This is a genomic window from Chelatococcus reniformis (assembly GCF_014640075.1).
Classification (GTDB): Bacteria; Pseudomonadota; Alphaproteobacteria; order Rhizobiales; family Beijerinckiaceae; genus Camelimonas; species Camelimonas reniformis.
Map to the genome: position 1 here is coordinate 527,843 of NZ_BMGG01000004.1, position 19,043 is coordinate 546,885.

Annotated in this window: 16 protein-coding genes and 1 other RNA gene; 15 read left to right on the forward strand and 2 right to left on the reverse strand. The window is 69.6% G+C overall.

Annotated features, from left to right (window positions below):
* Positions 1–133: 133 nt before the first annotated feature.
* Positions 134–844: a J domain-containing protein gene (locus tag IEW34_RS13420; RefSeq protein WP_188609680.1), complete on the reverse strand. Its 711-nt coding sequence runs from the start codon at positions 842–844 to the stop codon at positions 134–136.
* Between the two features lie 289 nt (positions 845–1,133).
* The gene (locus tag IEW34_RS13425; RefSeq protein WP_188609681.1) at positions 1,134–1,394 is read right to left on the reverse strand and encodes a YMGG-like glycine zipper-containing protein; all 261 of its coding nucleotides are present in this window, start codon (positions 1,392–1,394) and stop codon (positions 1,134–1,136) included.
* Positions 1,395–1,701: 307 nt separating this feature from the next.
* Between IEW34_RS13425 and IEW34_RS30515 the strand changes: the two genes are divergently transcribed.
* The 15 genes from IEW34_RS30515 to IEW34_RS13500 all read left to right on the forward strand — a co-directional run bounded on the left by IEW34_RS30515 (position 1,702) and on the right by IEW34_RS13500 (position 19,032).
* Positions 1,702–2,880 (forward strand): lytic transglycosylase domain-containing protein, encoded by a 1,179-nt coding sequence (locus IEW34_RS30515; protein ID WP_244641959.1) that lies wholly within the window; start codon positions 1,702–1,704, stop codon positions 2,878–2,880.
* Between the two features lie 57 nt (positions 2,881–2,937).
* Positions 2,938–3,317, forward strand: an RNA gene (gene rnpB, locus IEW34_RS13435) — RNase P RNA component class A.
* A gap of 401 nt (positions 3,318–3,718) precedes the next feature.
* Positions 3,719–4,213 carry a division/cell wall cluster transcriptional repressor MraZ gene (locus tag IEW34_RS13440; protein WP_188609682.1) on the forward strand — a complete coding sequence of 165 codons (495 nt, stop codon included), beginning with the start codon at positions 3,719–3,721 and terminating at the stop codon, positions 4,211–4,213.
* Entirely contained in the window at positions 4,210–5,253 is a 1,044-nt protein-coding gene (rsmH, locus tag IEW34_RS13445) for a 16S rRNA (cytosine(1402)-N(4))-methyltransferase RsmH (RefSeq protein WP_188609683.1), read from the forward strand. The genes IEW34_RS13440 and rsmH overlap by 4 nt, the downstream gene beginning before the upstream one ends.
* Entirely contained in the window at positions 5,250–5,651 is a 402-nt protein-coding gene (gene ftsL, locus IEW34_RS13450) for a cell division protein FtsL (RefSeq protein WP_188609684.1), read from the forward strand. Before rsmH ends, ftsL begins: the two co-directional genes overlap by 4 nt.
* Positions 5,652–5,653: 2 nt before the next feature.
* On the forward strand, positions 5,654–7,456 hold the full coding sequence (locus IEW34_RS13455; protein WP_188609685.1) for a peptidoglycan D,D-transpeptidase FtsI family protein: 1,803 nt from the start codon (positions 5,654–5,656) through the stop codon (positions 7,454–7,456).
* Positions 7,457–7,719: 263 nt separating this feature from the next.
* Positions 7,720–9,168 carry a UDP-N-acetylmuramoyl-L-alanyl-D-glutamate--2,6-diaminopimelate ligase gene (locus IEW34_RS13460; RefSeq protein ID WP_188609686.1) on the forward strand — a complete coding sequence of 483 codons (1,449 nt, stop codon included), beginning with the start codon at positions 7,720–7,722 and terminating at the stop codon, positions 9,166–9,168.
* The gene (locus IEW34_RS13465) at positions 9,165–10,613 is read left to right on the forward strand and encodes a UDP-N-acetylmuramoylalanyl-D-glutamyl-2,6-diaminopimelate--D-alanyl-D-alanine ligase (protein WP_188609687.1); all 1,449 of its coding nucleotides are present in this window, start codon (positions 9,165–9,167) and stop codon (positions 10,611–10,613) included. The genes IEW34_RS13460 and IEW34_RS13465 overlap by 4 nt, the downstream gene beginning before the upstream one ends.
* Positions 10,614–10,633: 20 nt before the next feature.
* Complete coding sequence (gene mraY / locus IEW34_RS13470; RefSeq protein WP_188609688.1) at positions 10,634–11,737, forward strand: phospho-N-acetylmuramoyl-pentapeptide-transferase; 1,104 nt, start codon at positions 10,634–10,636, stop codon at positions 11,735–11,737.
* Between the two features lie 26 nt (positions 11,738–11,763).
* On the forward strand, positions 11,764–13,152 hold the full coding sequence (murD, locus tag IEW34_RS13475) for a UDP-N-acetylmuramoyl-L-alanine--D-glutamate ligase (protein WP_188609689.1): 1,389 nt from the start codon (positions 11,764–11,766) through the stop codon (positions 13,150–13,152).
* Between the two features lie 62 nt (positions 13,153–13,214).
* Positions 13,215–14,369: a putative lipid II flippase FtsW gene (ftsW, locus tag IEW34_RS13480; protein WP_188609690.1), complete on the forward strand. Its 1,155-nt coding sequence runs from the start codon at positions 13,215–13,217 to the stop codon at positions 14,367–14,369.
* A gap of 3 nt (positions 14,370–14,372) precedes the next feature.
* A complete protein-coding gene (gene murG, locus IEW34_RS13485; protein ID WP_188609691.1) occupies positions 14,373–15,470 on the forward strand; it encodes an undecaprenyldiphospho-muramoylpentapeptide beta-N-acetylglucosaminyltransferase in 1,098 nt (365 codons plus the stop codon).
* 93 nt (positions 15,471–15,563) lie between these two features.
* Positions 15,564–17,003 (forward strand): UDP-N-acetylmuramate--L-alanine ligase, encoded by a 1,440-nt coding sequence (gene murC / locus IEW34_RS13490; RefSeq protein ID WP_188609692.1) that lies wholly within the window; start codon positions 15,564–15,566, stop codon positions 17,001–17,003.
* Between the two features lie 28 nt (positions 17,004–17,031).
* Entirely contained in the window at positions 17,032–17,949 is a 918-nt protein-coding gene (gene murB, locus IEW34_RS13495; protein WP_188609693.1) for a UDP-N-acetylmuramate dehydrogenase, read from the forward strand.
* 159 nt (positions 17,950–18,108) lie between these two features.
* Entirely contained in the window at positions 18,109–19,032 is a 924-nt protein-coding gene (locus IEW34_RS13500; RefSeq protein ID WP_188609694.1) for a D-alanine--D-alanine ligase, read from the forward strand.
* Positions 19,033–19,043: the final 11 nt, after the last annotated feature.

Sequence of the window (19,043 nt, forward strand, 5' to 3'; positions counted from 1 at the left end):
CGCCCTCCATCGTCAGATCGATCGCGGGTGCCATGCTAGAGCATGATCCCAAAAACTGACGACCGGTTCTTGGACAAGATCATGGTGAAATCAAAGGCTTGGAGCGGGACGATTCGAACAGAGTCATCCCGCTCTAAGCCGCCCGCTCGCGGCGGATGCGCTCCCAGGCGGCGTTGATCGCGGCCGTCCGGTCCGTGGCGATGGACACCGCCTCGGCGGGCAGGCCGGCGGCGATCAACCGGTCGGGGTGGCTCTCGCTCACCAGGCGGCGATAGTGGGTGCGCAATTCCGCGTTGCTCATGCCGCGTTCCGCCCCCAGCACGACGTAAGGGTCGTCGGGGCGCGCCACGTGACGGGCCTCGATGCGGCGGTAATCCGCATGGTCGAGCCCCAGCGCGAGGGTGACGTGCTCGAGATAGGCGGTCTCGGCCTCGTGAATGGCGTGGTCTGCCTTGGCGATCTCGAACAGCCCGTCGACGACGCTCTCGAGCAGGGGCTGGTCGTCGCGGAAGCGGTCGCGGAGTTGGCGGGCGTAGGCTTCGTAGCCGGCCGTGGTGTGGCGCGCGAGATCGAACAACCGCTCGACACGGCGCAGTTCCGCCGGCGGCACGTCGATGATGCGGCGGAAGGCCAGCACCTCGTTCTGGGTGACGACGCCGTCGGCCTTGGCCATCTTGGCGCACAGCGCCACCAGCCCGGTGGCGAAAACCACGTCGGGCGGGGCCGTGCCGAACAGCAGACGGTCGACCAGGGCATGGCCGGCCGCGCCCCCCACGAGCGCGCCGAGCGGGCCGCCGATGAGGGCTCCCAGTCCTGCACCGCTTAGTTTTCCCCATACGCTCATGATTCGTGTCCGCAAGGGCGCTTCCCAGCCGATCGGATAGGGTCACCCGCTCGCCCGAGTCGCGTTCCTGATCAAAGAGGAGCACGTCGCAAGCGGGCGATTCTGTCCGTTGCGACGCGCGCACCCCGCTCCTGAAACGGAAAAGCGGCCGTAATACGCAAAAATCCCGCCGGCTCTGCCGGCGGGATCTGACTATCCCGTTCACGTCGTGCCACGCGGCGGTCCATCATCGACGGCCGGTCTCGCGGCTGGCGCCGTCAGCGCAACGTCGAGGTCGCGTCGGACGAACTCAGTAGCATTCCTGATACCGCCGCCCGGCGTAATAATAGTAGCGGCAGTTGGCGGGAGCGGTGGCCGCGCCCACCATGGCGCCGCCGACGGCGCCGATCGCGGCGCCGGCCAGCGCACCGCCGCCGGTGCCCGTCGCGGCCCCGCCGATGGCTGCACCGGCGAGGCCGCCGAGGGCGGCGCCACCGACGGCACGATCCTGCGGCGTGTAGCAAGCCGATACGGTCACTGCCACGAACCCGATGGCCAACCACTTCTTCATGCGCGTGCTCCCCTGTCGCCGTTACGAAACGTGGCCTGCGCTGCACGGGAAATGAGCTGGCGGCGCAGAATAATTCCCTACCAGCAAAGGGGAAAGAGGCCAAGATGCGGCAAAGCATGACGGCCGCCCGGCCGGCGTCGCAGTAATAATCCAGCAACTGCTGGCGCATGTCGGGTCAGGTCAGTTGCTGGGCGGTCCTGCGGCCGTCGTCAACTTTCCGACGTCAGAATGGCATTGGCCTCACACGATTGCCGTATTTGGCGGCAGGTTGTAGCCTCGCAGTCCAACGGGGCGGGAGACCATCATCGTGGGAAGTCCGACACCGATCACGGCGGCGTTGCTTTATGCCGTCGCGACGGTTCTCGTGCCCAGCGCCGTTTCGGCGCAGGAGGGCACCAAGCCGGCGCTGCCGTCCACGCTCCTTCCCACCAGCGGCTCGCCATGGCCGGACGCGCCCAAGCCGGGCAAGCCGGTGCACAGGTCGGAAGCCGCACCCAAGCCCGCTTCGGCCAGCAAGCCCGCTTCGGCCAACAAGTCCACGCCCAGCAAGCCCACGGCAAAGACCGCTGGGCCGGCAGACGACACGGCCGTCGCCGCGACCGCACCGCTGCCGCCCGTCCGTGAGCCGGCAACCAAGGCCGCCCAGGACAGGAAGCCGGCCAAGGCCGCCGCCAAGAAAGAGGCGCCGAGCACGGCACGGGCCGCCGCCGGCCAGCCCGCCGTGACCGAGCCGGTTCAGCCCGCTGACGGGACTGCCGCGGCGGAGCCGAATACCGCCAGGCTCCCCGCGGGGGAGGCCAGAAGCGGGGTGGCGACGGCGCGCATGTCCCGCTGGGAAGCCAAGGCGCGGCGGCGGGCACAGCGGCGGGCCGCCGAGGCGGCAGAGGCGCAGGACCAGGCGGCGACTGCTGCTGCCGCGCCGGTGGTGCAGGCGTCGGCCGCGACACAGGCCACCGCCCCTGCCGGAGGCTTCGACATCGTCAAGTTTCTGTCGGGCCAGCCGCAGCAGAGCCAGCCGGCGGCCCCGCAGGCGCCAGCGGCCTTGGCGCCCGAGGAGTTGCCGGAGGCGGGCCGTCGTGGGCGCTGGCACAGCCGCGACCGCGACCGGGCGGCGCGCGCGGCGGTCGCCGACCTGATTGCCAAGCATGCCCGCACCTACGGCATTCCGGTCGGCCTCGCCGACGCCGTCATCCGCGTCGAGAGCCGCTACAATCCCAACGCCCGCAACGGCCCCTATATCGGCCTGAGTCAGATCCATCCGGCCACCGCCCGCTCGGTCGGCTACGGCGGTCCGGTGAGCGGCCTCTACGATGCCGACACCAACCTGCGCTATGGCCTCAAATATCTCGCCATGGCCTATCAACTGGCCGACGGGGATACCTGCCGCACCATCCTCAAGTATCAGGCTGGCCATCGGGCGATGAGCATGACACGGGCCGCCGCCCAGTATTGCGCCCGCGTGCGCACGATGATGGCGTCCCACTGAACCGTCGGCGGCCACTGGCTCTTGACCGCGCGCCGCAAGCGGCTCACATCGGACCTGCCAGTCGGCCGGACGGCCGCTGTCGCATGCGACAGAGGAAAGTCCGGGCTCCACGGAAACACGGTGCCGGATAACGTCCGGCGGGGGTGACCCTAGGGAAAGTGCCACAGAGAGCAGTCCGCCTTCGGCCCGCCGGAGGTCAGGGTGAAAGGGTGCGGTAAGAGCGCACCGCGTCGCCGGCAACGGGGACGGCACGGCAAACCCCACCGGGAGCAAAACCAAATAGGGGCGGCGCACGCGCAAGCGTAGGCCTGTTTTCCGCCTAGTCGCCCGGGTTGGTTGCTTGAGGCGGCCGGTAACGGCCGTCCCAGAGGAATGGTCGTCACGTCCCGAACGCGTTCGGGGCCTTACAGAACCCGGCTTATAGGCCGGCTGGCAAATTTCCTTCCATATTTTCGCCCGCAGAGCGGGCCGTTGGTGGCGGGCGCCGCTAACGGCGGCCGCCCCTGGTGGTTGCCGCGCCGGCCAGTCGTCGGTGCGCGAGTCCATTCCGGCAATATCTCTGCAAGCCCTTGAATACACTTCGTTAACCTTAACGTGGCGTGATCGCGACCACGCGGGCCAACCCACGTTGTCCCCAGTCGATTCCATTGACGCCCATATGGTCCCATGATATCCCAAATCATCCAGCCAGCGCTTGCATCGGCCGGAAGGACGGGGTTGGCCCACAGCCGGCCGGTCCAACGGCAGGGCCCGTCGCGGGGCGGATGCGGCCCAGGCGTGCGCTTCGGCATTGCGGTCGTCGTCATGCGGAGCAGGAAAGCTGGATCGGTCGGGGGCGATGGACCGTTTCGTGTCCAACTTCACCAACCGGCTCGATTCAAAGGGCCGGGTGTCGATCCCGGCCTCGTTCCGGGCGGTGCTGGCGCGCGACGGGTTCGAGGGCCTCTACGTCCATCCGGGGCTGGATGCGCCGGCGCTGGATGCGGGCGGCAATGCGCTGCTGGGCGAGATCGATGCGCTGCTCGCGTCCCTCTCGCCGTATTCGGAGGAGCGAGACCATCTATCGACCGCGCTGCTCGGTACGAGCGAGGTCTTGAAGATCGATCCGGAAGGCCGGGTGATCTTGACCGAGAGTTTGAAGGCCCATGCGGGCATCACGGATACGGTGACCTTGGTGGGGCATGGCCACAAGTTTCAGATCTGGGAGCCGGAGCATTTCCGGCAGCACCTCGACGAGGCGCGCGCCCGGGTTCGGGATCTCAAGAAGACCCTCGGCGCGCGGCTCGCGGCGCGCCCGGGAAGTTCTCCACCCCCAGGGGTTCCGGGGACATGACGGGCCGCGGCGACGGTGATGCCGGCGCCGCTGGCGGACCGGCTCGTCACGTTCCGGTGCTCCTGGGGGAGGTGCTCGTGGCCCTGGCGCCCGAGCGCGGCGGCCGTTTCCTGGACGGCACCTTCGGCGCCGGCGGCTACAGCGCCGCGATCCTGAAGGCCAGCAGGGCGGCGCGGCTGCTCGCGCTCGATCGTGATCCCACGGCGGTCATGGCTGGCGAGAAGCTGGTGCGGTCCTCGCTCGGCCGCCTGACCCTGATCGAGGCCTGCTTCGGCGAGCTCGATGCGGTGGCGGCGGGGGAGGGCTTCGTGCCCCTCGACGGCGTCGTTCTCGACATCGGCGTGTCGTCCATGCAGCTCGACGAGGGCGAGCGGGGCTTTTCGTTCCGTCTCGATGGCCCGCTCGACATGCGCATGGGCAGCGACGGAGACAGCGCCGCCGACATCGTCAACGGCGCGAGCGAGGCGCGGCTGGCCGACATCATCTATCACTATGGCGAAGAGCGGCGCGCTCGCGCCGTAGCGCATGCCCTGATCGAGGCGCGGCGCAAGGCGCCGATCCGCACCACGCGCGAACTGGCGGACATTGTCGCGAGCATCGTGCGGGCGGAGCCCAACGGGCCGCATCCGGCGACCCGCACGTTTCAGGCCCTGCGCATCGCCGTCAACGACGAGTTGGGGGAGCTGGTGCGGGCGCTGCACGCCGCCGAGCGGGCACTCGCGCCGGGCGGCCGCCTGGTGGTGGTGACCTTCCATTCCCTGGAAGACCGCATCGTCAAACAGTTCTTCGCCAAGCGCGAAGGCAAGGGGGGCGCCTCGCGCTACCTCCCAGGGCTCGCGCCGGCCGAGCCGACGTTCACCGGGGTGACCCGGGGGCCGGTGCTGCCCGGGGAGGCGGAGGTGCGCGCCAATCCGCGCGCGCGCTCCGCCAAGCTCAGGGCTGCCGCCCGCACCATGGCGCCGGCGCGCGAGGAAGAAACCTCCGTCGCAGCGCTGGCAGCGCTCCCCGCAGCTTCTTCCTCACGTGGAGGTCGCGCTTGATCCGGTTGCTGCACATCATGGCGATCGGCGCGCTCATCGCGTCCGCCGTCTACGCCTATTCCATCAAATACGACACGATCTACCTGTCCGAGCAGGTCGCCAAGTTGAAGCGGCGCGTGCAGAAGGAGAAGGAGACGATCGCCGTCCTCCAGGCCGAATGGCAGCGTCTGAATCGGCCCGAGCGCCTGCAGGCGCTGGCCGAGCGCCACCTCGACCTCAAGCCGCTCGAGATCGAGCAGATCGTGCGCATGGCGGACCTGCCCCAACGCCAGGCACGCGTCGACACGATCGGCCGCAAGCTGGAGGATCTGGGGCTCGCCATCCCCACCGCCACGCCCCAGGTCTCTGAACCGGGCGAGGCCCGGACGCCAGCGTCCGGCAAGACCCCGGCGAGGTAGCGATGCTCGACCCGACCCCCGTCGACCCCGCCGCGATCCGCACCGCAGAACAAGGGCCGCCGTCGCCGAACGGCGCGGCGCCGGCCGGCCGCGGCCTCTGGCGAGGGCGACTCTGGCATCACGCCCGAGACGTCTTCCGCATGCGCGCCGAGAAGAGCCACGCGCGCATCCTGGTGCTCGTGCTCGCCTTCACCGTCGTGTTCGGCGCCGTCACCGCCCGCCTGGTCTCCTTCGCCATCGTGCCGCAGCACGCGTCCGAGCGGATCGGCGGCGGCGTCATCTCCGCCGCCCGCCCGGACATCGTCGACCGCAACGGCGAAGTGCTTGCCACCGACATCAAGACCTATTCGGTCTTCGCCGAGCCGCGCAACATCATCGATCCGGACGAGGCGACGGAGCTCATCACCGCCGTGTTGCCGGACCTCAACGCGCGGGACTTGCGCGAGAAGCTCTCCACCAAGCGCGGCTTCGTCTGGGTCAAGCGCGAGCTGACGCCCAACCAGCGCAACGAGGTGCATCGCCTCGGCATCCCGGGCGTGGGCTTTCTGCCCGAAAACAAGCGGGTCTATCCCAACGGCCCCGCCGGCGCCCACATCCTCGGCTTTGCCAACGTCGACAACGAAGGCATCGCCGGCATCGAGAAATACATCGACAGCCAGGGCCTCAAGGATCTGGCGGGCGCCGGTTTCGCCGCCAGCGCCGCCGACCTCAAGCCGGTGCAGCTCTCCCTCGATCTGCCGGCAGAGCATGCGGTGCGCGACGAACTGGTCAAGGGCATGGCGCACTTCAAGGCGAAGGCGGCGGCCGCCCTGATCCTCGATGTCAACACCGGCGAGGTGATCTCGCTGGTCTCGCTGCCGGATTTCGATCCCAACAACCCGGTCGATGCGCTGGAGAAGGACCGCATCAACCGCATGGCGGTGGGAGTCTACGAGATGGGCTCGACGTTCAAGGCCATCACCACTGCCATGGCGCTGGACAGCGGCAAGGTGTCGATCAACTCGAGCTTCGACACCCGCGGCGGGCTGCGCTACGGCAGGTTCACCATCAAAGACTACCATGGCACCAACCGTGTGCTGACCGTGCCGGAAATCTTCCTGCATTCGTCCAACATCGGCACGGCCCGCATGGCGCTGGCCGTCGGCGTCGATGGGCACAAGACCTTCCTCAAAAAAATGGGCCAGCTCGACCGGCTGAAGACCGAGCTGCCGGAGAACGCCGAGCCCATCGTGCCGGCCCGCTGGGGTGAGCTCAACACGATGACCATCGCCTTCGGCCACGGCCTCGCGGTGGCACCGCTGCAGGCCGCGGCCGCGGTCGGCGCGCTCGTCAATGGCGGCAACTGGATCACGCCCACCTTCCTCAAGCGCAGCGACGAAGACGCCAAGGCCTCGTATCGCCGCGTCATCAAGCCCGAGACCAGTGAGGCGCTGCGCTACATCATGCGTCTCAACGGCACCAAGGGCTCGGCCAGGAAGGCGCTGGTCCCCGGCTATTTCGTCGGCGGCAAGACCGGCACGGCCGAGAAGGTGATCGGTGGCCGCTACGCCCACAACCGCCTGTTCACCACCTTCATGGCCATCGCCCCGGCGGACAAGCCCAAATACCTGTTCGTCACCGTGTACGACGAGCCGCAGGGCCTGCCGGAATCCAGCGGCTACGCGACCGCCGCTTGGAACGCCGGCGTGACCACCGGCAAGATCATCGAGCGCGTGGGGCCGCTGCTCGGCCTGCCGCCGCGCTTCGAAGCCCCGGCGATGCCCTTCCCGACCATGGTGCGCCTCGGCGCCTGGGGAACGCGCTGAGGCGCGACGAGTGGCCTGCGCATGCGGCGGCCTCGCGATCGTCGCGGTCTTGCGTTATCGAGCGGCCTCAAATCCGGTGCGCTTCTCCGCGACGGGGTGGCTCCACCCCGTCGCGGAGCGCTCTGGCGTCGCCCTCAAGGCCGCGCTCACGTTCGCAGAATGGCCATCGTCGCAGGGCAGAGGGCGCCATGGCCGTGGGCAGGCCGATGGCAAGGGCCGGGTTTGGGATGCCCGGGGGATAGGTGCGGAGAGATGATCTCGACATGACGCTCGGCCAGCTGTTTCCGGGAAGCTTCCCGGCCGACGAGGCCTCCCGACCGGTCGCGGGCGTGGCTCTCGACTCGCGCAAGGTGCAGCCGGGCTACGCCTTCGTCGCCGTGCCTGGCAGCAAGCTCGACGGGATGAGCTTCGTGCCGGAGGCGCTCGCCCGGGGCGCCGTGGCGATCGTGGCCGAGCGGCAGCGTCCGGCCGATCTGCCGGCCGACGTCGCGTTCGGCCAGGTCAAGGATGCCCGCCGCGCGCTCGCCGTGGCCGCCGCCAGGCTCAATCCCAGGCAACCGCGCACGGTGGTGGCGGTGACTGGCACCGCCGGCAAGAGCTCGGTGGCCGACTTCGTGCGTCAGATCTTCACCGCCTGCGGGCGGCAGGCCGCTTCGCTCGGCACGATCGGCGTTATCGCCCCGTCCGGGGCCGTCTACGGGTCGCTGACCACGCCAGACCCGATCACGCTGCACGAACTGCTGGCCAAGCTCGCGGGCGAGGGCGTCACCCACCTTGCCATGGAGGCCTCTTCCCACGGCCTTGAGCAGCGGCGGCTGGACGGCGTGCGCCTCAGCGCGGCCGGCTTCACCAACCTGGGCCGCGACCATCTCGACTATCATCCCAGCCTGGACGCCTATTTCGAAGCCAAGCTGCGGCTCTTTAACGAACTGCTGCCGTCCACGGGCGTCGCCGTGGTGAACGTCGATTCCGGTCACGGCGAGGAGGTCCTCGTGGCGGCGGCGGCGCGCGGGCTCGACACGCTCAGCGTCGGCGAGGGCGGCGAGGACATGCAGATCACCGAGATCAAGCCGGATGGCTTTGCACAGCGGCTCCGTGTCAAGATCGGGGGCGCGGAATACAAGGTCCGCCTGCCGCTGGTCGGCCAGTTCCAGGCGGCGAATGCGCTCGTGGCCGCGGGCCTGTGCATCGCTACGGGCGAGGAGGCCGCTCCGGTGATGGCAGCCTTGGAAGGCCTCACCGGCGTGCCCGGTCGCATGGAGCGCGTCGCCGAGGTCAACGGTGGCTTGGTGATCGTCGACTACGCGCACAAGCCGGACGCGCTGCGCGAGGTGCTGACGGCGCTGCGGCCGTATGCGTCGGGCCGGCTGGTCTGCGTCGTCGGCGCTGGCGGCGACCGTGATCCCGGCAAGCGCCCGTTGATGGGGAAGGCAGCCATCGAGGGCGCGGATGCGGTCATCGTGACCGACGACAACCCGCGCTCGGAAGATCCAGCTGCGATCCGTGCCGCCATTTTGGAAGGCGCGCCGTCGGCGCGCGAAATCGGCGACCGCGGCGAGGCCATCCGAACCGCGGTGCGCGGCTTGAACCGCGGCGATGTCCTGGTCGTCGCCGGCAAGGGGCACGAAACGGGGCAGATCGTCGGTTCCACCACCTTGCCGTTCTCGGACCACGAGGCGGTGCGGGCCGCTGTTTCGGAGATGACGACATGACGAATGAGACCAGCGGTCCGCTGTGGACCGGGCTCGAACTGATGGTGGCGATGCATGCGCGGGCCCACGGCGGCTTGCCTGAAGTCGTCACCGGCGTCTCGATCGACACCCGCAGCCTGATGCCAGGCGACGTGTTCTTTGCCGTCGCCGGCGAGGCGCGCGACGGCCACGACTTCGTCAAAGCAGCCCTGGCCAAGGGCGCCGCGGCGGCTGTGGTGGACGAGGCGCACGCGGCCGACATGGCCCAGCTCGGGCCTCTCCTCGTCGTCGACGACGTGTTGGCGGCGCTGGTGGCCGCGGGCCGCGCCAGCCGGGCGCGCTCGCGGGCGAGGGTGATCGCCGTCACCGGGTCGGTCGGCAAGACGAGCACCAAGGAGGCGCTGCGCCAGACGCTGATGGGACAGGGGCGCACCCATGCGTCCGTCGCCTCCTACAACAACCACTGGGGCGTGCCGCTGACGCTGGCCCGCATGCCACGGGAGACCGAGTTCGGGATCTTCGAGATCGGCATGAGCGCTCCGGGCGAGATCGCCTCGCTCGTGGCCATGGTGCAGCCCGACGTCGCCGTGGTGACGACGGTCGCCCCGGTGCATCTGGAGTTCTTTCCATCCGTGGAGGCGATCGCCGATGCCAAGGGCGAGATCTTCTCGGGTCTGGCGCCCGGTGGCACCGCCATCATCAATCGCGACAGCCCGCATTTCGAGCGGCTGAAGCAGCATGCCCTGGCCTCGCCCGCCGGCCGCATCGTCTCCTTCGGCGAGCGCGAGGACTCCGACGTGAAGCTGGTGCGGGCCATCACCAAGCCGGACATGTCGGTGGTCGAGGCCGACGTGATGGGCACGCTGGTGGCCTATCGCCTGGGCACGCCGGGCCGGCACCTCGTGCACAACAGCCTGGCGGTGCTGGCCGCCATCCAGGCGATCGGCGGCGACCTGTGCCTCGCCGCCCTTCGCTTCGCCGATCTGGCGCCGCCGGAGGGGCGCGGCGCGCGTAGCGAGCTCGCCGTGCAGGGCGGCAGCTTCATGCTGGTCGATGAAAGCTACAACGCCAATCCGGCCTCGATGCAGGCCGCGCTGCACGCCCTCGGCCAGGCCGCGGTCACGCTGCGCGGCCGCCGTATCGCCGTCCTTGGCGACATGCTCGAACTGGGCGCGCACGCGCAAAAGCTGCACACCGAGCTCGCCCGGGATGTGGTGGAGAACGATGTGCAGCTCGTGTTTGCGGCCGGCCCGCAGATGCTCAATCTGTGGCACGCACTTCCCATGGAGCGCCGGGCCCATTATGCCGACGAGCCGGGCGGACTGGAGACGCATCTGGCCAGCACGATTCGCGCCGGCGACGTCGTGATGGTCAAGGGGTCGAACGGGACGCGGATTTCCCGCCTGGTCGCAGCCCTGAAGGCGCGGTTTCCCAGCGTCCACGCCGACGAGGCCATCGGGGCCTGATCAGGAGGCTGTCGCCGCCCATGCTGTATTGGCTTGCCGACCTCTCGACGACGTTCAGCGCGCTCAACGTCTTCCGGTACATCACGTTCCGGACCGGCGGCGCGACCGCGACGGCGCTGTTCTTCGTCTTCATGTTCGGCCCGGGCATCATCTCGATGCTGCGGATCCGCCAGGGCAAGGGCCAGCCCATCCGGGAGGATGGGCCGAAGTCGCACGTCCTCACCAAGAAGGGCACGCCCACCATGGGCGGGCTGATGATCCTCTCGGGTATCATCGTCTCCACCCTGATCTGGGCCAACCTGGCGAACCCCTATGTCTGGATCGTCATGCTGGTGACCATCGGCTTCGGCGCCATCGGCTTCTATGACGACTACCTCAAGGTGACCAAGCAGTCCCACGCGGGGTTCTCCGGGAAGGCGCGCCTCGGCGTCGAGGCAATGATCGCCGCGGCCGCCTGCTTCGCCATCATCACCGTGAGCCGCGGTGCCGCGGGCGCCAACGCGGGCATGGCCACCTCGCTCGCCGTGCCCTTCATCAAGGGCTTCCTCATCGACATGGGCTGGTTCTTCGTCGTCTTCGGCGCCTTCGTCGTCGTGGCGGCGGGCAATGCGGTGAACTTGACCGACGGCCTCGACGGCCTGGCGATCGTGCCGGTGATGATCGCCTCCGCCGCCTTCGGGGTGATCGTCTACCTGGCCGGAAACGCGGTGTTCGCCAATTACCTCCAGATCAATTTCGTGCCGGGGTCCGGTGAGCTTGCCGTGATCTGCGGCGCCGTCATCGGTGCCGGCATCGGCTTTCTCTGGTTCAACGCGCCGCCGGCCCAGATCTTCATGGGCGACACCGGCTCGCTGGCCCTCGGCGGCCTGCTCGGTACCATGGCGGTGGCCGCCAAGCACGAGATCGTGCTTGCCATCATCGGCGGCCTGTTCGTGCTGGAGGCGGTATCGGTCATCATCCAGGTCGCCTCCTTCAAGCTCACCGGCAAGCGAGTCTTCAAGATGGCGCCGATCCATCACCACTTCGAGCAGCTCGGCTGGACCGAGCCGCAGGTGGTGATCCGCTTCTGGATCGTTTCGGTGGTGCTGGCGCTGATCGGATTGTCGACACTGAAGCTGCGTTGAGCATCCACAGGAGCTTGGGCGCGCGCATGATCCCCGTCTCGACCTTCGCCGGCCGCCGCGTCGCCCTCTTCGGACTCGGCGGCTCCGGCCTCGCCACCGCCGAGGCGCTGGCCGCCGGCGGCGCCGATGTGACCGCCTTCGACGATGCCGCCGCCTCCTGCGAGCGAGCCCGGGCGCGGGGGCTCGCCCTCGCCGACCTCAACGAGGCCGACTGGTCCACCTTCACAGCGCTGGTGCTGGCCCCGGGAGTGCCCCTGACGCATCCGGCGCCGCATTGGACCGTGGAGCGTGCCGCCGCGGCGGGGATCCCGGTGATCGGCGACATCGAGCTGTTCTGCCGCGAGCGCCGAGCCCGGGCGCCCAAATCGCCGTTCGTGGCGATCACCGGCACCAACGGCAAGTCCACCACGACGGCGCTCATTGCCCACCTGCTGCGCGAGGCGGGCTGCACCGTCGAGCTCGGCGGCAACATCGGCACCGCCATCCTGTCGCTCGAGCCGCCGGCTCCCGAACGCGTCCACGTCGTGGAATGCTCCTCTTATCAGATCGACCTCGCACCGTCGCTCGATCCGTCGGTGGGCGTGCTGCTCAACGTCACGCCGGATCATCTGGACCGCCACGGCACCATGGACCACTACGCCGCGGTCAAGGCGCGCCTGGTCGACGGCGCCGACCAGGCCGTCATCGCCGTCGAGGACGACTGGACGCGGGCCATCGCCGCGCGGCTCGCTGGCGAAGGCAGGGCAGCGATCACCGTCCGCTCCGACAGCAGCGACGCCGCCCGGTACGGCGCGGACGGCGCGCACCTGCGGCACGACGGGAAGGTTTTCGCCGACCTGGCCGGCGTCGCGTCGCTGCGGGGCCGCCACAACGCGCAGAACGCGCTGGCCGCCGCGGCGGCGGTGGCGGCGCTCGGCGTCGCCCACGACGTCATCGCCCGCGGCCTCGCCACCTTTCCCGGTCTGGCGCACCGCATGGAACCGCTCGGCAGCTTCCGCCACGTCGCCTTCGTCAACGATTCCAAGGCGACCAATGCCGACTCGACCGACAAGGCGCTCTCCGCCTTCCAGGACGGGATCTTCTGGATCCTCGGCGGCAAACAAAAGGAAGGTGGCATCGCCTCCCTTAACGGATTCTTTGCCAAGATAGACAAAGCCTATCTCATCGGCGACGCCACGGAGGCGTTCGCCGCGACGCTCGAGGGACGGGTCCCCTACGTCCGCTGCGGCACGCTCGATCGGGCGGTCGCGGCGGCGGCCGACGATGCGCTGGCCTCCACCGCTGCAGAAGCCGTCGTGCTGCTGTCGCCTGCCTGCGCGTCGTTCGACCAGTACCCGAACTTCGAGGCGCGCGGCGAGCATTTCCGCAAGCTGGTGGCCGCGTGGCTGGCGCAGCACGGCGCCGGCGCACGCTGACGCGGCCGGCTGTCGCGGCCGGTCCACGCCCTTAGGGCGGGGACAAGCTTTGCGGAGATGAGATGGCCTCGCGCGCGGAACGCACCTTCGTCGGTCAGTGGTGGTGGACGGTCGACCGCGCCCTGCTCGCCACAGTGGCGGCCGTCATGGTCGCCGGCATCGTGCTGCTGATGGCGGGCGGCCCGCCCGTGGCCGAGCGGCTCGGCCTGTCGACCTTCCACTTCGTCAACCGGCAGGTCGTCTTCCTGGTCCCCGCGGCCGCCGTCATGATCGCGGCCTCGTTCCTGAGCCCTCGTCACGTCCGGCGAATGTCGCTGGGGCTCTACGTCGTGTTCATGGCGCTCATCGTCGCCACGCTCCATTTCGGGCCGGAGGTAAAGGGGGCGCACCGCTGGCTGTCGTTCGGCGGCATCTCGATCCAGCCGTCCGAGTTCATGAAGCCGGCCTTCGTCATCCTGGCCGCGTGGGCGTTCTCGGAAGGATCGCGGCGCAGCGACGTGCCCGGCACGCTGCTCGCCGTGCTGATCCTGCCGGCAACGATCATCCCGCTCATCCTGCAACCGGATTTCGGCCAGACCATGCTGGTCACCATGGTCTGGGCCGGGCTGTTCTTCGTCGCCGGCCTGCACTGGTTCTGGGTGGTGGGGCTGGGCGGCGTCGGCGCCCTCGGCATCGGCGTCGCCTATCAGTTCGTTCCCCACGTGCGCGCCCGCCTCGAGCGCTTCATGGACAAGACGTCGGGCGACACCTTCCAGGTCGACACGGCGCTGGAATCCTTTGCCCAGGGAGGCTGGCTCGGCAAGGGCCCCGGCGAGGGCACGGTCAAGCGCATCCTGCCGGACGCCCATACCGACTTCATCTTCGCCGTGACGGCCGAGGAGTTCGGCATCGTCGTCTGCATCGCCCTGGTGCTGCTGTTCATGCTGATCGTCGTGCGGGGGCTGCTGCTGGCACGCCGCAACGAGGAGCCGTTCTGCCGCTTTGCCGCGGTCGGCCTGGTGATGCTGTTCGGCGTCCAGGCGTGTATCAACATGGCGGTGAACGTCCACCTGATGCCGGCCAAGGGCATGACCTTGCCGTTCATCAGCTATGGCGGCTCCTCCCTGATCTCCCTCGCCCTGGGCATGGGCTTCCTCGTCGCGGTCACCCGCAAGCGGCCGCGGGCCGAGATCCTCGACCGCATCAATCCGGCGCGCCGCGCCCGTACAGGACTTTAGCCCATGCGCAGCGGCGGTCTCGTCGTGCTGGCGGCCGGTGGCACCGGCGGCCATCTGTTTCCGGCCCAGGCCCTGGCCGAGGCGCTGGCGGCGCGCGGCGTCCGCGTCGCGCTGGCGACCGACACGCGCGTTTCCGGCCATGTCGCGGCCTTTCCAGCCGAGGCGATCTACGAGATTTCCTCGGCGACACCGTCGCGCAAGTCGCTGCCGGTGATGGCCAAGGCGGCGCTGACGCTCGGGCGCGGCATCTGGACGGCGCGCGGCTTGATGCGGCGGATCCGGCCGGCGCTGGTCGTCGGCTTCGGCGGCTATCCGAGCGTGCCGCCGCTGCTGGCCGCCACCATGGTCGGCGCGCCCACCATCATCCACGAGCAGAACGCCGTGCTCGGCAGAGCCAACCGCTTCCTGGCCGGCCGCGTGACGGCGATCGCCACCGGCTTCGCCGCCGTCGGCGGCTTGACCGACGATCTTCGGGCCAAAGCCCGCCACGTGGGCAATCCGGTGCGGCCGCCCGTGATCGCCGCCGCAACCGAGCCGTTGCCGCCGCTCGGCGGCGCCGCGCCGCTGCGGCTCGTCGTCTTCGGCGGCAGCCAGGGCGCTCGGGTCATGAGCGAGATCGTGCCGTCCGCCCTGGCTTTGCTGCCGGCCGAGCAGCGCGGCCGGCTGGCGGTGACGCAGCAGGCGCGTCCGGAGGACCTGGAGCAGGTGCGCGCCACCTACCGCGACCTCGGCATCGGCGCCGTGGTGGAGGCCTTCTTCACGGATCTGCCGGCCCGTATTGCCGCCGGCCATCTGGTGGTGGCCCGCTCCGGCGCCTCGACCGTGGCCGAGCTCGGCGTTATCGGCCGGGCCTCGATCCTGGTCCCACTGCCGGGTTCGCTCGACCAGGACCAGGCGGCCAATGCGGCGACGCTCGCCGCCATTGGCGCAGCGACCGTCATCCCCCAGCCGGAGTTCACGCCGGAGCGCCTGGCCGCCGACATCGCCGCCCGCCTGGCCGACCCTGCCGGCTTGACCCGCGCCGCCGAAGCGGCCAAGAGCGCAGGGATCCCCGATGCCGCCGAACGTCTCGCCGCGCTCGTCGTCGACATGGCCCGGTAGAGACGGCCCGGTGGAGCTTGACCCCGAGACGCGGCAGGTGCCCGCGATCGCCCACGGCGCGAGTGCGGCGCGCCTGAGCCGGAGACGTCCTTCATGAAATTGCCGCGCGAGCTCGGTCCCATCCATTTCATCGGCATCGGCGGCATCGGCATGTCCGGCATCGCCGAGGTGCTGCACAACCAGGGCTACAAGGTCCAGGGGTCCGACGCGGCCGACAACGCCAACGTCAAGCGCCTGGCGCAGAAGGGCATGCGCACCTTCGTCGGCCATCGGGCGGAGAACCTGGGGGAGGCGGAGGTGATCGTCGTCTCCACGGCGATCCGCAAGGACAATCCCGAACTCGTCGCCGCACGGGAAAAGCGCATCCCCGTGGTGCGGCGCGCCGAGATGCTGGCCGAGCTCATGCGCCTCAAGACCTGCGTGGCCATCGCCGGCACGCACGGCAAGACGACGACCACGTCGCTGGTCGCGACGTTGCTCGATGCCGGCGGCTTCGATCCCACGGTCATCAACGGCGGCATCATCAACGCCTACGGCACCAACGCCCGCCTCGGCGCCGGCGACTGGATGGTGGTGGAGGCCGACGAATCCGACGGCACTTTCCTCAAGCTGCCGGCCGACGTCGCCATCATCACCAACATTGATCCCGAGCACCTCGACCACTTCAAGACCTACGATGCGGTCAAGGACGCCTTCCGCTCGTTCGTTGAGAACCTGCCGTTCTACGGCTTCGCGGTGATGTGCATCGATCATCCGGCGGTGCAGGACCTGGTCGGCCACACGCTCGACCGCCGCGTCATCACCTACGGCGAGAACCCGCAGGCGGACGTGCGCCTCGTCGACGTGGATCTCGTCGGCGGCAGGAGCCGCTTCACGTTGCTGCTGCGCGACCGCAAGAGCGGTACCGAGACGGCCATCGAGGACGTCGTCATGCCGATGCCCGGCCTGCACAATGCGCTCAACGCCACGGCTGCGACCGCCGTCGCCCACCAGCTCGGCGTTCCGCCCGACGAGATTCGCCGCGCGCTCGCCGGCTTCAGCGGCGTGAAGCGTCGCTTCACCCGCACCGGCGTGTGGAATGGCGTCGCCGTGTTCGACGATTACGGCCACCACCCGGTGGAGATCGCGGCCGTGCTCAAGGCGGCGCGCGCCTCGACCGACGGACAGGTGATCGCCGTCGTGCAGCCGCACCGCTACTCGCGCCTGGCGGCCCTGTTCAACGATTTCTGCACCTGCTTCAACGATGCCGACGTGGTCGTCGTCGCGCCGGTCTACGCGGCCGGCGAGCAGCCGATCGAGGGTGCCGACCGCGATTCGCTCATCGCCGGCCTCAAGGCCCGGGGCCACCGGCACGTGATCCCGCTCGACGGACCCGAAGAGCTGGCCGGGATCGTCGGCAGCCGCGCCAAGCCGGGCGACTACGTGGTCTGCCTGGGGGCCGGAACCATCACGCAATGGGCCCAGGCGCTGCCCGAGGAGCTGGGCGCCCTGACGGCGGGGCAAACAGCGCGGCACGACGGGCGAAAAGGGTAAGGCGGATGCGTTCGGGCGGGAGCGAGCCATGACGCCGGCGGACGTTGTCGCGGAGGCCTCGGCCGTCGCCGGCCTGCGCGGCACGCTGGAGCGGTCGGCGTCGCTGGCGCCACTGTCCTGGTTCCGCACCGGCGGCCCGGCCGACGTGCTGTTCACGCCGGCCGATGCCGACGACCTGGCTCTCTTCCTGGCCCACCTGCCGGCCGCCGTGCCGGTGCTGGTGATCGGGCTCGGCTCCAACCTCCTGGTGCGCGACGGCGGTGTCGAGGGGGTGGTGATCAAGCTGGGGCGCGCGTTCGCCGGCGTGGAGGTCCTGGCGGGCAGCCGCATCCGTGCGGGAGCCGCGGCGCCCGACGTCAAGGTCGCTTCGGCCGCCGCCAAGGCCGGCATCGCCGGTCTCGCCTTCATGCGGGGCATCCCCGGGGCCGTGGGCGGCGCGCTGCGCATGAACGGCGGAGCCTACGGCGGCGAAACCAAGGACGTGCTGGTGGAGGCCGAAGGCGTCAGCCGCGCCGGCACCCGCGCCATCTTCAGCAATGCCGACATGGGCTTCACCTACCGCCACAGCAGCGTTGATCCCGGCACGGTGTTCACGGCCGCCCTGTTCGCGGGCCAGCCCGGCGATCCGGCCGAGATCGCCGCCGAGATGGGGCTCATCACCGAGACGCGCGCGGCGACGCAGCCGGTCAGCACGCGTACCGGCGGCTCGACCTTCAAGAACCCGCCCGGTGCCAAGGCCTGGCAACTGGTCGACGAGGCGGGTTGCCGGGGCCTGCGCCGCGGCGGCGCCCAGGTGTCGGAGCTGCACTGCAACTTCCTGATCAATCATGGCGGCGCCACCGCTGCCGATATCGAGGGCCTCGGCGAAGAGGTGCGCCGGCGCGTCCGCGACACCAGCGGCGTCGACCTCGACTGGGAGATCAAGCGGGTGGGCCGCGCACGCTGAGACGCGACTGCCCCGCCGTGCCGCCGCAGGCCGGCTCCCGGCAGGCTCGGCGGATCACCCACCTCGGCGAATCAGCGGAGCCACGCCGGCGAATCGGGCGCGCTCACATCCGATCGGACAGGCCTGCGCCGGCGGCAGCGCACGCGGAAGGGCAAGGACATGACGAAGCACGTGGCGGTCTTGATGGGCGGTTGGTCGGCCGAGCGGGAGGTGTCCCTGCGGACCGGCGCCGCCTGCAGCCGGGCGCTCGAGGGCGAGGGCTATCGGGTCACCCCGATCGACGTCGACCGCGATATCGGCGCGACGCTCGCAGCGCTGCGTCCGGACGTCGCCTTCAATGCGCTCCACGGCCGTGTCGGCGAGGACGGCACCGTCCAGGGGATCCTCGAGATCCTGCGGATCCCCTACACCCATTCAGGCGTGCTGGCCTCGGCCCTGGCCATGCAGAAGGACCGTGCCAAGGTCGTCATGGCGGCAGCCGGCGTGCCGGTGGCACGGGGGATCACCACCACCCGCCAACAGGCGGCGACGGCCCACGTGATGGCGCCGCCCTACGTGGTGAAGCCCGTCAACGAGGGCTCGTCGGTCGGCGTCATCATCGTCAAGGACGGGCGTTCGCATCCCCCCCAGGAACTGTCGCGGCCGGACTGGCCGCACGGCGACACCGTGCTGGTGGAGGCCTACGTCGCCGGCCGCGAGCTCACCTGCGCCGTGATGGGCGACCGCGTCCTCGACATCATCGACATACAGCCTGCAACCGGCGCCTTCTACGACTATGACGCGAAGTATGCGAAAGGGGGGTCGATCCACGTCCTTCCGGCAGAAATTAAACCAAATATTTACCGTCGCATTCAACAGTTGGCGTTGACGGCACACCAAGCTCTCGGCTGCCGTGGCGTAAGCCGCGCCGACTTCCGCTGGGACGACCAGCCCGATGGATCGGGCGAGCTCGTCTGTCTGGAAGTCAACACGCAGCCCGGCATGACCGAGACCTCGTTGGTGCCCGAGATAGCGGCTTACGCTGGATTCTCGTTCGGTGAGTTGGTGCGATGGATGGTGGAGGACGCCTCCTGCGATCGGTAAGCGTTGCGTTG

Coding starts and splice junctions, on each gene's coding strand:
- murC (WP_188609692.1), top strand. CDS start 15,564: ATGAAATTGCCGCGCGAGCTCGGTCCCATCCATTTCATCGGCATCGGC.
- murD (WP_188609689.1), top strand. CDS start 11,764: ATGATCCCCGTCTCGACCTTCGCCGGCCGCCGCGTCGCCCTCTTCGGA.
- IEW34_RS13420 (WP_188609680.1), bottom strand. CDS start 844: ATGAGCGTATGGGGAAAACTAAGCGGTGCAGGACTGGGAGCCCTCATC.
- IEW34_RS13460 (WP_188609686.1), top strand. CDS start 7,720: ATGACGCTCGGCCAGCTGTTTCCGGGAAGCTTCCCGGCCGACGAGGCC.
- mraY (WP_188609688.1), top strand. CDS start 10,634: ATGCTGTATTGGCTTGCCGACCTCTCGACGACGTTCAGCGCGCTCAAC.
- rsmH (WP_188609683.1), top strand. CDS start 4,210: ATGACGGGCCGCGGCGACGGTGATGCCGGCGCCGCTGGCGGACCGGCT.
- IEW34_RS13500 (WP_188609694.1), top strand. CDS start 18,109: ATGACGAAGCACGTGGCGGTCTTGATGGGCGGTTGGTCGGCCGAGCGG.
- IEW34_RS13465 (WP_188609687.1), top strand. CDS start 9,165: ATGACGAATGAGACCAGCGGTCCGCTGTGGACCGGGCTCGAACTGATG.
- IEW34_RS13455 (WP_188609685.1), top strand. CDS start 5,654: ATGCTCGACCCGACCCCCGTCGACCCCGCCGCGATCCGCACCGCAGAA.
- IEW34_RS13440 (WP_188609682.1), top strand. CDS start 3,719: ATGGACCGTTTCGTGTCCAACTTCACCAACCGGCTCGATTCAAAGGGC.
- murB (WP_188609693.1), top strand. CDS start 17,032: ATGACGCCGGCGGACGTTGTCGCGGAGGCCTCGGCCGTCGCCGGCCTG.
- murG (WP_188609691.1), top strand. CDS start 14,373: ATGCGCAGCGGCGGTCTCGTCGTGCTGGCGGCCGGTGGCACCGGCGGC.
- ftsW (WP_188609690.1), top strand. CDS start 13,215: ATGGCCTCGCGCGCGGAACGCACCTTCGTCGGTCAGTGGTGGTGGACG.
- IEW34_RS13425 (WP_188609681.1), bottom strand. CDS start 1,394: ATGAAGAAGTGGTTGGCCATCGGGTTCGTGGCAGTGACCGTATCGGCT.